A 12,744-nucleotide genomic window follows, 5' to 3' on the forward strand; every position below is an offset into this window, starting at 1 on the left:
GAGCTTACTCTGCGCTATTTTTTACTGGACATAAAAAGTTATAATGCTCTTTACCTATTAAGCTCATCAGCTTATTTTCAGAGCATAACCCCTTAAACCATTGTAAACGGTAAAAAACTGGGCTCCACCCCAAATTTATACTTTGCTCTATTGATGCTAACGCCGAGTATTTTTCATTCAACAAGCTTTGTAGCATTGCTTTAATAAAGTATGCCTCTGCCAAATTAGAATTAGTAGCTAACAGCTGTTCAATCTGGTTCATTGCTTGTTGATTTCTATCTAAATGAATCAACACTTGTGCTTTTTCAAGTTGTTCTGCAACGTTCTGCGACGAAGAATCAAGCTGCTTATTGACTTCTAAATATAAGCTTTCGGCCTCTGTAAAGCGGCCCTTAAAATGAAGTAAATCGGCATAGTTAAGTTGTAAGGTAGTTGTTTTGGCATCTAACATCATCGCTTTTTGAGCAAAATTTAATGCATCGACAAACTCACCTTGTAGAGAAAGAGTAATTGAATAATTACTATAAATAGAAGCGCTTTGCCGCCCCGAATCTATCAGTTTTTGGTAGTTATTCTCTGCAGCCTTCAAGTCACCCGATAACAAATATACATCAGCGACTGTTTTTAGCGTTACAATATCGTTAGGGTTATAACTTAATACCTCCTTTAAATATTTTAATGCGTTAGCACGTTTCCCCGATGTGAGATACGCTATTGCAAGGTTTCTTGTCGCTAATAAAGTTGGCCTTATTTTATATGCCATTTTCGCATGCTTTAAAGATTCTTCAAGGCGACCTATACGCTTAAAATAAATAGCCAAAATAGTTTCTCTTTGGTATTCCTCTAATGATGAGTTTTGAATTCTGCTAATAATTTTTTCGGCTTTAATGTGCTCCCCCGTTTGTTGATATATTTCAAGTAGGTCAATTAAATAAGCAGGACTGTCACTGTATGAAGTTGGCGCTCGTTCAAGTTGAAATTGTAACTTTGTTATGAGCGCTACATTTTTGGAAGACTTATAAAGTCGTAAAATTATTTTTCGGTATAAAGGATATAAAGGCTTAAAATCTGGCTGTTGCGATAACAAGGCTTCAGCCATGGCACGTTGCTTTTGAGTACTACCTAAATCATTCGCAGTTAGGGTAACTAAAGATACATATTGCCTGATAAACTCATCTGACAATAACAGTTCCCTATTTGACAGGATGCTTGGGCTAAGCAAGTTTTGTATTGAAGATAGTGTTGAGTTATAAATATTTAGATAGCTTTCTTTATTTGTTGCACTTCGGGTTGTGCCTACCATTGTGGCGTTTTTATCTAATTCGTTTAGTGTAAAGTCACAAGACAAAAGACTACAATCTAATACAGGAATCAGTAGCTTAGTAGCTCTTAGCGCAGTAGCTAAATTATTTAGGCCTGCATCATTACCAAGTATTAATTGTGTTTGTGTAACTTCCTTGCTCGAAATTAAAGCAAACTTGCGATCCGCAAGTACATATTCGGTTATTGCATCTTTGACGCCAAGACTAAGTAAGCGCTTTTGTGTATCCGTAACTTGGCTACTCACTGTAAATTCTACTGGCATCAAAGCTATCCTCTCTATCGGTTTTGATGAATACCAAAGCCAGCTCCCCGCGATCAATAACAGACAAAGAGCCACAGTAAGAAATAATCTTCTATTGAAAAAACGTTTACTTACGTTGTTATTATTTTGATAGCTTTTAACATCGACAGTCAGGCTTTCAAAACTAAGTGAGTCTAAAATCCGCCTAAACTGAGATGCTACGGCACGAGCGCTTTCAGGTCGTTTATCAACTTTGAATGCTAATAATTGTTTAAGTAAAGGCACTAAATCAGCAGATAACTCTTTGATCGATTCATAACTTGCGCTACAAGGAAATGACATTATTTGTTTTGCTAAATCTTGCCCTATATTACTCGATGCTTGTTTTGAATAGGCATGGTAGCCTGTTAATAATTGATAAGCTATTAGCCCTAGTGAAAACAAATCACTACGAAAATCCATAGTTTGATTATTCAATTGTTCAGGCGACATTGCCTTTAAACTGCCATAATCAGTGCCTATATTTGTCGCTTCAGCTCCTTTAATTTTTGAGATACCAAAATCTGTTATTTTAACTGTGTCTTCATCACTAACTAATACATTGGCAGGTTTCAAATCGAGATGTAGTATGCCTTTATCATGAATTGCAGCTAGGCCATCGCTGATATGAATAAGTATTTCTAATTTTTTAGTAAGAGTGAGACTCTGTTCTTTCATTAAATGGGCTAAGGTCGTTCCTTTAACATACTCCATTTCTAATAAAATTTGTTCATCCCGATGAATTATCTTATAAAGCTGCACTATATTTGGGTGATTTAAGCTTGCAATTAACTTTGCTTCGCTGATGGCTCGCTCAGTATTATTTCCAGCTAATTTCATAACTTTGAGGGCTACTTGTCTATTCAACTCTAGATCTGTTGCAAGGTATATCGTACTCATTCCTCCTTGCGCCAAAACTTGTATTTGTTTGTAATAATCCTCTAACACAAACTGTTCGATCCATCATATGTAAATAATTAGTCTAGTATTTAATGTTAATTAAATGCAAAGTCAATATATACAATATGATAGTGTAATATTATTTACTAAAAGACCAAAAGAGAGCTGTATGGCTATACTGACTAAGTTAAACTCAAATATGAGCTTTTATCTGCGCGACTTTCATCGTTTTGGTCGGCTAGCCCACTCTGTTGACACCTTATTAAACTACCCAGAAGTGACACGTATTCATGCTGTAATAGAGTGGGTTAAACCACACTGGTACATTCGTGACTTAAGCAAAAATGGTATTTGGCTAAACGGTAAACGACTTGATAAGCAAACCAATTCCGTATTAGCCCTAAATGATCGCATCAGCTTTTCAGAAATAAATAACTTAGATTACCAGTTAACTTCTATCGATCCACCAAGAGACCTTTTACTACCGGTCAATGGAACAAATACACATTGTATGTTGCTCGAACCTTATCATTTTTTACCCGATAGCCAACACCCCAAAGCTGTTATTTATTACGACCCTGAGAGACTCTCTTGGTGTTATGAAAATACAGAAACTCACCAATTAACACTCTTAAAAGATGGCCAAATAATAATAATCGCAGAACAGCAGTGGCAGTTTTTTCAAGCAGAAATGGCATCACAAGAAAACACGCTGAATTTAAGTCCTACGTCTATTAATAACCTTAAATTTATGTTCAATTTAAGCTTAGATGAAGAGCAAACCGAATTAAAAATAAGGCAACATAATAAATTAGTTGACCTAGATGTTCGCTCTCACCACTATCTTACTTTATTGCTGGCTCGTAATAAATTGACTGATATCAAAAATAAATTTGAGCCTGATGTACAGGGCTGGGTACAAGTTAAGAAATTAGCACGCGATCTCGGTATTAATGAGAGCCATGTCAATATTCAGATCCACCGTGCGCGAAAACAGTTTATGGACTCTTTCAATAATATATTATCTGCTGATATTTTGATTGAACGTAAACGAGGTAAAGTTCGTTTTGCAGGGACGTGCTTTACAATTGTAAAGGGGGCGAATTGTGAATCAACAGAGCCTAAAAATTAAGAAATGGCTGTGGCAACGAGCTGAGCTACAGCCATTCACTGGTCGATTACTGAGCTATTATTTGTAGCGAACAATTGTAGCGAACAGCCTTATTTATCAATGATTTAAATTCAAGGCTAAATGCCACAAGCGACTCTTCCATAGGGTAACAAGCAATACACTTATCAAGCTCTTCAGTAAGCTGATTAAGCATACTAACTGATATTGGATTTTCAGCCTCTACGCCGTATTGATGCTTCCAAAACCGCTGTAGTATAGGAGCATCATTTAACATAGTTATATACTCATAACCATCATGCCAAAGCTCATCTGTCAAAGAGCATTGAAATTCAGGCTCATCGAGATGAAATGTTGTAGATGATAGAACGACCTTTCTCATAATTATCTATTCCAAAATTGACATTAAAAACAGTTTCCCGGTGCACCATTTAGTTCAGGGAACTGAGTAACAACCTCTCCATTTGGCTTAATTATCAAGCGGGCGCACTTCTCTTGCTGAGTACCAACTACCATCCCTAGGTTAGCATCATACCTAATACGAGAATCAGGCTGTACTGTTCGTGATTTATTAGTTGCATTTTGTACTTGTTCGCAAAATTGTTGTGCATCTTGAATTGTTGCACAATACTGAGGCAAAAATTGACTGGCTTGTACACCTGCAGTGCAATGCCTTTGCTGAATATGAGCAAAAGATTGTGCTGTTACATCACATATTGGGTCTGCAGCTGCCTGAGTTGCAGAAATAAATAGGTAACTGATAAAGCTGCTATAGATAACCGAATTAATTAATTTCATTACTGTCTCCTTTGCAATCTAAATTGATAGGAAGTCACTCTTCCTTTCTCAATCTAGATACTAGGGAGAAATATTCCATAACAAAGTATTACACAGTGCAGGTAATACTTCGTAATAACAATCTCTAATTAGAAGACCTATCTTTTGGTGACTTGGTTGACATACCAAGTACACACTTACTTACACGATGTAACACAACTAAAAGGAAACGAGGATGTCTATTTATAAATTATTAGTTAAAAACGACTCAACTAACCCAACACGATTTGCAATTTTCCAAGAAAAGCCATCATTAGATGTTGGCGGTAATGTATTCACATTAGCTTGGTTTAGCAAGTATGCATATCAAGGAACAACTGCCGAATTTGCTTGGGAAATTGACTACAGTGCAATTTGGTCAAGACCAGGTCAAGAGCTTCGCCCTGGCGTTATCTGTAAAACATCACAGTCAAAACGAGTTGATTTAGATGGTGCGAATACAGTCACTTTAGGCTACGACAATGTTAATGATGCCTTTAACATGAGCTCTCCTGTAAAAGGTAATAGTGGCAGTATTTTTACAAATTGTGACGAGACAGTACCTAATTCAAACACCACTCCATCAGCTGCTGCGGGTATTGGTATTGCTATGAGTGGTGCGGGGACTTTTTTAGTCAGTACGCAACCGAATATGAATTTAACATGGACACCCAAGCCTAAATATTACCTTGTTGCTGGTAACTTCAAAACTGGCGAAATTTTAGATACGCAAACAATCATGAACAGTGGCAGAGCTCTCGAAATTCCATATCAAGGAATTTTAACGCAGAGCGCAACCTTAAATAGCCAAAATGTTTTAGTACTAAATTAATGCTAATTTGTGTGCGCTAATTAATGGCGCACACATTAATTGGAGGGAATCAGATATGGCTGCTCTAGATAATCAACATACTTATGATATAGATAGTTTATTATTTGCAATGCAACAAAAAAACTTAGTGTATAACTACGACTTTCGTTATTTTAGTAATCAAACGAATACACAACCTATTAAGTATAACCACCCCGATGGCTGGATATACAGTGATCCAGGTAATGGTTCACAAATTAGTTCAGAAAATAACGGCTGTCGAATCGTTACCAGTACAGAAGAAAACGCCACAATGAGCTTTCGACAAAATATTCACGAGTTTCCAAGATGGAAAGAAACTCTATGCTCTGAACACATTAGCTGTGTGGCACAGTTAAATGTTAAAGGAACAGGCGAGCTACACTTTTGCTTGTCAGACGGTATTACATATGCCCAAAGAACATACACAATCCAAAACAGCCAAGAACTCAATATATCTACCGAATTAGAAATTGCAATGGATGCAAAAACTGTTTTTGTTGAACTTTCGTGCTCTTCCCCGTCTGTCGTTATTTCTGTAAAAAAAATATTCGCAAACAAGGGCTATATAGCTTTAGCTAGTCTGCCTTGTATTGTTGCAGGTGTCATTGGTGAGCGAAAGCAGTACGTAGCAACAGAACAAGCACCAGCAGAAGAACTACCTCTATGTACTATACCAATTGCATTGAACAGTGATCAAACACGGCTAAACTCGGTTATTAACTATCGCTTCGGCAAGCAAGGTGAATTTTCTTTATTACCTGATTTTAGAGGATATTTCAGCCGTGCTTGGGATAACTCAGCCGGTAGAGATAAAAATGCCAAACAACGTAAAATGTCAGGTGATTCGAATAATATTGGTGACCTAGTGGGTACAACAGAGCCCGATATATTTAAAGAGCATCAACATACCATTACTTTTAAGCCTGTGAATATGCTTAATCCTGAAAAAGGAAGTCCAGCCTATGGTGTTAATCTTGCAGCGAGTACTCAAACTCAGATCACGACAGAGGGTGACCTTGAAACACGTCCAATCAATATTGCAGAATTATTTACAATTAAGTGGGCTTGATATCTTTTAGGAAGGTGTGCCAGAGCAATGACTAACTATACTTTAAAAGTTAAAAATAACTCCAGCAATGCAACTAGTTTTTGTGTATTTATGGCCTTACCTGAAGAGCAAGCCCAAAATAGTTCATTCTATACACTTGCATGGATGGTCAAATATGCTGAACCAAATACGATGATAAGATTTTCATGGAGCGATATCTTCAATGTTATTTGGTCACAACCTGGAAGACATTTACAATCTGGCGTTATTTGCGATGTTAGGGAACCTAATTTTTTATCATTAAGTCGAAGCATTAAAATAAACGCCGCTGCATCTCAATGTCTTGACATTAACCCGCCTGAAAAAGGATGTACGACATTACAATATAATAAAAAGCAGCTAACTTACTGTTTTAGCAAACTTGAAAAAAGCAACAATGATCAAATAACGATCAACTGTGATTCTGAAGTACCTAACTCAAAAACTACATCCCCTCACATTGCTGCAGGTATTGGAATAGGGCTTTCGGGTTCAGGGTTATTCTTAGTTAATACCCAACCTAATTTGGCATTTATGTGGCCTGTACCACCTTTTAAGTTTTATTTATCTTTTGGTTCCGTTAAATGGGGAGAAATAATTGACCGCGAATCATGGCTAGAGAGAGCTGTACTCGTTTCATTTAATGATACTACCGAATGTGAAGCCATCTTAAACATTAACAATCGCCTCAAAGTAATCAGGTAATACCCCGATTAACGGGGCATTACACAAACGCTTTTACTTTATCTCAACACGTTGTGAGCGCATTACAATTTCATCGTTAAGCTCAATCCCAAGGCCTGGTTCTTCTGATACTTCAAAAAAGCCATTTTTAGGTTGTGGATCTTGTAAGCACAGCTCTCTGTTCCACTTTTTAATCGCATAAGTATGATGTTCATGAATTAAAAAGTTAGGGATTGCTGTTTCTAAATGTAATGCTGCCGCGGTTGCAACCGGCCCACCACACACGTGTGCCTGAATACGCACGTCAAAAATATCTGCGTAATCACATACTTTTTTAGTTTCAGTAAAGCCACCACATAAACCAATATCTGGCTGGAGTACATCAATGCTTTGATCTTCTAAATATGGACGCACGCCCCAACGGTTATATAAGCGCTCGCCGCCTGCAATAGGCACAGCCACTTTATCAGCCACTTTGGCATGTAATGAGTGGTTTAAATAATTCACCGGCTCTTCAAAATACATACAATCAAATTCTTCTGCAATCTCACCAATTTGAATTGCTGATGTCGCACCAGGTAAACTGTGGCATTCAAAAATAATGTCAACTTCATCACCCACAGCTTCACGAATAGCCTGCATACGAGCGCGGTATAGTTTCATTTCTGGGCGAGAAATAATATTTGTGCGATCGTAATAGGTGTTGCCGTCTTTATCGTATTGAATTGGGTCAACCTTTACCGCATCGTAACCTTCCGCTACTGCTTTTAGTGCCGCTTCGGCATATTCTTGTGGCTGTACCAGCGCTTTAAACTCACTGTCCCAGTCAAACTGTAACTGCGATGCATAAGTACGTAGTTTGTCGTTAACTTTACCACCAAGCAACTGATACACAGGTAAACCCAATGCTTTACCCTTTATATCCCAAAGCGCAGTATCAATCGCACTCATTGCAGCATAAACTACCGGCCCACCACCTAAACCCCAAAAGCTTTCACGCAACATACGTGACCATAGTTTTTCAGTTTGAAACGGGTCATGGCCAATTAAAAAGGCATCGGCCATTTCTTTGATCATCGCAGCGGCAGCGCTGTGACCTAAGTCATAAGCAAGACCGGCTTCACCTACACCGCTAATCCCTTCATCGGTATGAATGCGAACAAATACCGGCGTCCATGCAGGACGCTCAGGACAATGAATGTCAAAGACTTCAACGCGATTTACTTTCATAAAAAATTCCTTATTAACCTTTATCGGTTATTTTGCAAAACTTGGGTCAAGACGATACGCTTTTCGTAACATGGCAGGCCATGCTAGCTGCCCCCCAGTACTGCCGCTGTGAACAACGTTCGCTTGATTATAAATGTTATCAATAATAGCTTGTGGTACTGCAATCGCTTCTTGTGCACTTGATTGAATAGCTAACTGTATTTCACAGGCACGTTGAAGGTCATAAAAGCGCATAAACGCATCACCAACTGTTGGCCCTACCGTTAAGCCGCCATGATTCACCAATAGCATATGGTTGGTGCTACCTAAATCTGTTTGCAGGCGTTTACGCTCATCATCATTCACCGCTAGGCCTTCATAACCATGGTATGACAGAGAGGGTAATGAAAACATCGAATACTGACTTAACGGTAACAGCCCTTCTTTTTGTGTTGCAACTGCAATGGTTTCTTTAGTGTGTAGGTGTATTACGCAATGGGCATCCTCGCGTACTTCATGAATGGCACTGTGAATGGTGAACCCCGCAGGGTTAATATCAAATGGAGTGTCGTCAATAATGCGGCCATTTAAATCAACTTTAACTAAGTTAGATGCAGTGATCTCATCAAACGTTAAACCGAACGCGTTTACTAAATAATGATCCGTACCCGGTAGGCGAGCAGAAAGGTGCGTATAGATTAAATCCCCCCAACGAAAATGGTCAACTAATCGATAACATGCGGCTAAATCAACACGTAGTTGCCACTCTTGTTCTGATACTTTATTTTTTAAATCGAGCTGGGGTAAATCAAACATAACAAGCCTTTTAAAACACAGCATAACGCTAGTAATAGTAGATGTTTAGAAGTCTAAATGAGTATTCGCATGATGGCAATCACCAAATAAAAAAGCCACACAAAGGTGTGGCTCTTTTAAGGTTTCGTTAGCGATTATTGTACTTTTGATAGGTAATCGGCAATCGCTTCAAACTCTTCATCAGTCACAGTCGCAACCATTGCTTTCATTGCCATAGACATACCGTTGTTACGAGCGCCTGACTTAATGTCTTTCATTTGCGCTACTAAATACTCTTTGTTTTGACCATTTAGCTTAGGGTACATCGCCATGATAGGTGCTTTACCATCTGCACCATGACATGTTTGACAGTTTTTAGCGGTATAAAGTGCAGCGCCATCAGCAGCGGCGGCTGAAAATGAAAAACTTGCGGCTAAACCAATACCCGCGCCTAATAAAAGTGTTTTTATCTTGCTCATTGTATTTACTCTTCTTTTTTACGGTTAAAAAAAACGGTTGTGATAATTGTAGTCAATAAATCTTTAAAAAGCATACGTCCTTGATAAGGTTTGACGATCAATCAGAACAAATACGTGTATCCCTCATAAAACAAATATTAGCTTGCCTTAGCTGAGCAGATACTTAATAACACCTTACCAAATAAGATCGTCTGGTACTTCAAAATCAGCGTACGGATCGTCTTCGTCCTTGGCTTTGTTCTCAGGTTCAACATGAAACACAATATACTTTTCATCAACCTCAGCCACTTTGCGTGCAGGCTCGTCTTCTAATACGTAAAACTGGCCTTCTAATACACAAATTGCTAAACGTCCGCCCGAGAGCGCCTTTTGCGTTTGCTCATTCACATCAAGGCCCTTTACTTTATTTTCATAAGTAAAGTTAAAGGTACGCTCACCACGAATTGACTCTTGATTGTGATGCTCTAAAATTTGCTTAACACGGGCTACCTGCTCACGTTGCTTTAATTCTTCTTGGCGCGTTTTGTTAAGCTCTTCGGCTTTTTGCTGCTGCTCAAGCTTGGTTTGCTGAATATGCTTTTGCAAATCATTTGGGTTGCTTGTCGCTCCCTTCTTTTGCTTTTTCTGTTGCTTGCGCTTTTCTGATTTAGCAACTTTGGCTTTATGTGATGTTGTTAAACCAGCTTGGAGCAATTGCTCTTGTAGTGACCCCATGGCGTGTTCCCACTAAAAACGAATATTAATGCTATTTTAATCACCAACGAGCGTAAATAACAGCGCTATTGGTATTAATCTAACAAACTACTGAAAACAAAGCATGATTTAGCGCAATAAAGGTTAATTTATGAAAACCCTAGCAGTTTTGTATATAATGCGACTCAACTAATAAGCAATGTTAACGGCAGTCAATGCGCTTATCTCACTTACTCCTTTGTTCTGTTTTTATTTTTTTTGTCTTATACGCACCACAGCCATTATTAAGTTTATTTGCCACCGAATTTAATGTAGCGCCTGCCATTGCAGGCAGCTTAATGACTGCCACTATGCTGCCTTTAGCCATTGCCCCTTTGGTGTATGGGTTGTTTCTAGCCAAGCGAAACCCATTATTAATTTTACGCATCGCAATGTTATTACTCGGTGTCGGCTGTTTATTATTTATTTATGCCCCTAGTTTTGAGCTACTGTTACTTGTTCGGTTTTTACAAGGGCTGACTTTACCTGCCGCTTTAACCGCAATGACCAGTTATATTGGTATGAGCTATCAAGCCGATACATTACAAAAAAATATGACTCTTTATATTGGTAGTACTATTGTCGGTGGTTATTTTGGCCGAATATTGGCTGCGCTCTTTAGCGACTTGTGGTCATGGCAAAGTTTTTATTACTTAATTGCTGCCATGTTGATAATACTCTCGCTTAGCATCCCCCATAAACGCTTTGTCCTGAGTAGCTCTAGTGAGGTGTTATCACCTTTAGATTATATGAAACAACTTAAAGAAGGCTCGGTACTTAAACTTTATGGTGCCATATTTTGTATGTTTTTTTGCTTTGCCGCATTATTAAACTACTTGCCTTTTATTTTAAAAAATACCTTTTTAATTAATAACACCCGCGACATTGGCTTAGTTTATAGTGGTTATTTAATTGGCGCGTTAGCCTCTATTTTTACCCCGTGGTTATTAAAAAAAATGACCTCAGCTTGGCGCTTATTGGCATTGGTATTCCTGTTTTATAACCTCAGTATTGTGTTATTAATGAGTCATTCACTGATGTTGTTTTTAATTGCATTCACACTCTTTTGTGGCGCTATGTTTGTAATTCATTCAACAGCGGCACCATTGGTTAATAAAATTAGTCACGCTCCACCGAGTGTTACTAATGGTTGTTACGTGTCATTTTATTATAGCGGTGGCGCACTAGGATCGTTATTACCTGGGGTGGTTTATCAAGCACACGGGCAAACCGCATTTATGGCAACACTTCTTGCGGTTTGCTTATGTGGGCTGGGTCTTATTTTGTGGGCTCAGCGCGAGGGTAAAAACATCACCCGCGGCTGATGTTCAGTAAAATCAAAAAAACGCAGTAAATCAGGCTTAGTTAATAACCACGTTTGGGTGTTTTCAAATGGATGGCAATGAAATAAATCGCCAAACCAAATATCCTGATCAAGCCAAAGCGTTACATCTCGTTGCTTATCGTTCATTAAGCTGAGCATTGACACACAACCTGGTGCAACTTTTAAGTACTTAGCCAAGCGCTCATTAGAGGCAAACCCTAAACGCGATAGCCCTTGCTGTTTAGACAACGATTTTAAATCGAGTTGTTTATCATGCGCGGTGATCACTAAAAAATGGCGCTTACCTTCGTTATCTCGCAAAAAAAGATTTTTTAAACGTGTTCCTGGGCGATTCACCATCAGCTCGTCAGCATCTAAGCTACCATGCAACGCTGGATGCTCAATCACGTCATAGTTAATATCAAGTTGGGCTAACACCGTCGCTAATTTTTGTTTATCCGCTAACATACTACAAACAACGCCCTCTTAATTGCACACTTAAATCTCGCCATAGCACTTCGTTTATTTCATGCTTATCTGCACAATAGTTACGTTGTGCAAGCTCTTTATTAAGAAACTCTACCGCTTGATCTTCTAATTGTAACTTAAGCACGCTCGACTCTTCAAAGTGCTCTTGTTCGGCAAAACGCTTTACATCGCTTCGGGTTAGCTTTTTATTAATATTAATTTGCTCACGGCTCTTAGCCTTTACAGAGACCACATAGGCAAAAAGCTTGTTACCTTGATCATCAACAGTGTCATAAAATTGTTGATTATTAATTTCATAGGGAGGCTCATCTACCGAGCTGGCACAGCCAAAAAGGAAAATCATGAAAACTAAAGCGTATTTTTTCATTATGTATTGTCGTTTTAGTAAATATTGAGGCTGAGTTTAACAAAAATTAGTTAAAACGGAAAAATTTGTGAAAAAATACTTGACCGAAAACGTAAAAATATTTAAAGTTCACCCCGCTTAAGACTCAGCACTTAAGCATTTACAGTACATGTAAATTAGGAATGTGGGGCTATAGCTCAGCTGGGAGAGCGCCTGCCTTGCACGCAGGAGGTCAGCAGTTCGATCCTGCTTAGCTCCACCACTTTCCTACCCTCTCCTTTAAGTAATATCCTTATTT

At 38.5% G+C, this 12,744-nt stretch carries 14 protein-coding genes and 1 tRNA gene; 6 read left to right on the forward strand and 9 right to left on the reverse strand.

From position 1 onward, the window contains the following. Window positions 1-4: 4 nt before the first annotated feature. Window positions 5-2,551, reverse strand: a complete 2,547-nt coding sequence (locus FLM47_RS13840) for a serine/threonine-protein kinase (protein WP_178956671.1) — start codon at window positions 2,549-2,551, stop codon at window positions 5-7. 121 nt (window positions 2,552-2,672) lie between these two features. On the opposite strand from FLM47_RS13840, the gene FLM47_RS13845 reads away from it, so the two are divergent. Then, window positions 2,673-3,635 (forward strand): FHA domain-containing protein, encoded by a 963-nt coding sequence (locus FLM47_RS13845; protein WP_178956672.1) that lies wholly within the window; start codon window positions 2,673-2,675, stop codon window positions 3,633-3,635. Window positions 3,636-3,681: 46 nt separating this feature from the next. Here FLM47_RS13845 and FLM47_RS13850 read toward each other — a convergent pair whose 3' ends face one another. Next, entirely contained in the window at window positions 3,682-4,014 is a 333-nt protein-coding gene (locus FLM47_RS13850; protein ID WP_178956673.1) for a hypothetical protein, read from the reverse strand. Between the two features lie 23 nt (window positions 4,015-4,037). Continuing rightward, a complete protein-coding gene (locus FLM47_RS13855) occupies window positions 4,038-4,430 on the reverse strand; it encodes a hypothetical protein (protein WP_138604958.1) in 393 nt (130 codons plus the stop codon). A gap of 214 nt (window positions 4,431-4,644) precedes the next feature. Between FLM47_RS13855 and FLM47_RS13860 the strand changes: the two genes are divergently transcribed. The 3 genes from FLM47_RS13860 to FLM47_RS13870 are packed head-to-tail and all read left to right on the forward strand — an operon-like array spanning window position 4,645 to window position 7,093. Next, on the forward strand, window positions 4,645-5,280 hold the full coding sequence (locus FLM47_RS13860; protein ID WP_138604959.1) for a hypothetical protein: 636 nt from the start codon (window positions 4,645-4,647) through the stop codon (window positions 5,278-5,280). 55 nt (window positions 5,281-5,335) lie between these two features. Continuing rightward, window positions 5,336-6,370, forward strand: coding sequence for a hypothetical protein (locus FLM47_RS13865; RefSeq protein ID WP_178956674.1), 1,035 nt, complete (start codon window positions 5,336-5,338; stop codon window positions 6,368-6,370). Window positions 6,371-6,397: 27 nt separating this feature from the next. Further along, window positions 6,398-7,093, forward strand: coding sequence for a hypothetical protein (locus FLM47_RS13870; protein WP_178956675.1), 696 nt, complete (start codon window positions 6,398-6,400; stop codon window positions 7,091-7,093). Between the two features lie 33 nt (window positions 7,094-7,126). On the opposite strand, the gene FLM47_RS13875 is transcribed toward FLM47_RS13870, so the two are convergent. From FLM47_RS13875 to FLM47_RS13890, 4 genes are all read right to left on the reverse strand, one after another. Next, window positions 7,127-8,302 (reverse strand): mandelate racemase/muconate lactonizing enzyme family protein, encoded by a 1,176-nt coding sequence (locus tag FLM47_RS13875; protein ID WP_054202652.1) that lies wholly within the window; start codon window positions 8,300-8,302, stop codon window positions 7,127-7,129. A 27-nt stretch (window positions 8,303-8,329) separates the two neighbouring features. Continuing rightward, entirely contained in the window at window positions 8,330-9,097 is a 768-nt protein-coding gene (locus FLM47_RS13880; RefSeq protein WP_036980336.1) for a class II aldolase/adducin family protein, read from the reverse strand. A gap of 134 nt (window positions 9,098-9,231) precedes the next feature. Beyond that, entirely contained in the window at window positions 9,232-9,555 is a 324-nt protein-coding gene (locus tag FLM47_RS13885) for a c-type cytochrome (protein ID WP_036980337.1), read from the reverse strand. Window positions 9,556-9,729: 174 nt separating this feature from the next. After that, on the reverse strand, window positions 9,730-10,269 hold the full coding sequence (locus FLM47_RS13890; RefSeq protein ID WP_036980338.1) for a DUF2058 domain-containing protein: 540 nt from the start codon (window positions 10,267-10,269) through the stop codon (window positions 9,730-9,732). Window positions 10,270-10,463: 194 nt separating this feature from the next. Here FLM47_RS13890 and FLM47_RS13895 point away from each other — a divergent pair, with 194 nt between their 5' ends. Then, the gene (locus FLM47_RS13895; protein WP_178956676.1) at window positions 10,464-11,612 is read left to right on the forward strand and encodes an MFS transporter; all 1,149 of its coding nucleotides are present in this window, start codon (window positions 10,464-10,466) and stop codon (window positions 11,610-11,612) included. Here the strand turns inward: FLM47_RS13895 and FLM47_RS13900 are convergent. Further along, window positions 11,579-12,079 (reverse strand): prolyl-tRNA synthetase associated domain-containing protein, encoded by a 501-nt coding sequence (locus FLM47_RS13900; RefSeq protein WP_178956677.1) that lies wholly within the window; start codon window positions 12,077-12,079, stop codon window positions 11,579-11,581. The two genes, FLM47_RS13895 and FLM47_RS13900, sit on opposite strands and share 34 nt — an antisense overlap. A 1-nt stretch (window position 12,080) precedes the next feature. Next, window positions 12,081-12,467, reverse strand: a complete 387-nt coding sequence (locus tag FLM47_RS13905; protein WP_138622667.1) for a hypothetical protein — start codon at window positions 12,465-12,467, stop codon at window positions 12,081-12,083. 165 nt (window positions 12,468-12,632) lie between these two features. On the opposite strand from FLM47_RS13905, the gene FLM47_RS13910 reads away from it, so the two are divergent. After that, window positions 12,633-12,708, forward strand: a tRNA-Ala gene (locus FLM47_RS13910). Window positions 12,709-12,744: the final 36 nt, after the last annotated feature.

Origin of the sequence: Pseudoalteromonas sp. Scap06 (assembly GCF_013394165.1) — a bacterium.
GTDB lineage: Bacteria > Pseudomonadota > Gammaproteobacteria > Enterobacterales > Alteromonadaceae > Pseudoalteromonas.

Coding starts and splice junctions, on each gene's coding strand:
- FLM47_RS13895 (WP_178956676.1), top strand. CDS start 10,464: ATGCGCTTATCTCACTTACTCCTTTGTTCTGTTTTTATTTTTTTTGTC.
- FLM47_RS13905 (WP_138622667.1), bottom strand. CDS start 12,467: ATGAAAAAATACGCTTTAGTTTTCATGATTTTCCTTTTTGGCTGTGCC.
- FLM47_RS13890 (WP_036980338.1), bottom strand. CDS start 10,269: ATGGGGTCACTACAAGAGCAATTGCTCCAAGCTGGTTTAACAACATCA.
- FLM47_RS13850 (WP_178956673.1), bottom strand. CDS start 4,014: ATGAGAAAGGTCGTTCTATCATCTACAACATTTCATCTCGATGAGCCT.
- FLM47_RS13860 (WP_138604959.1), top strand. CDS start 4,645: ATGTCTATTTATAAATTATTAGTTAAAAACGACTCAACTAACCCAACA.
- FLM47_RS13845 (WP_178956672.1), top strand. CDS start 2,673: ATGGCTATACTGACTAAGTTAAACTCAAATATGAGCTTTTATCTGCGC.
- FLM47_RS13855 (WP_138604958.1), bottom strand. CDS start 4,430: ATGAAATTAATTAATTCGGTTATCTATAGCAGCTTTATCAGTTACCTA.
- FLM47_RS13865 (WP_178956674.1), top strand. CDS start 5,336: ATGGCTGCTCTAGATAATCAACATACTTATGATATAGATAGTTTATTA.
- FLM47_RS13875 (WP_054202652.1), bottom strand. CDS start 8,302: ATGAAAGTAAATCGCGTTGAAGTCTTTGACATTCATTGTCCTGAGCGT.
- FLM47_RS13880 (WP_036980336.1), bottom strand. CDS start 9,097: ATGTTTGATTTACCCCAGCTCGATTTAAAAAATAAAGTATCAGAACAA.
- FLM47_RS13900 (WP_178956677.1), bottom strand. CDS start 12,079: ATGTTAGCGGATAAACAAAAATTAGCGACGGTGTTAGCCCAACTTGAT.
- FLM47_RS13885 (WP_036980337.1), bottom strand. CDS start 9,555: ATGAGCAAGATAAAAACACTTTTATTAGGCGCGGGTATTGGTTTAGCC.
- FLM47_RS13870 (WP_178956675.1), top strand. CDS start 6,398: ATGACTAACTATACTTTAAAAGTTAAAAATAACTCCAGCAATGCAACT.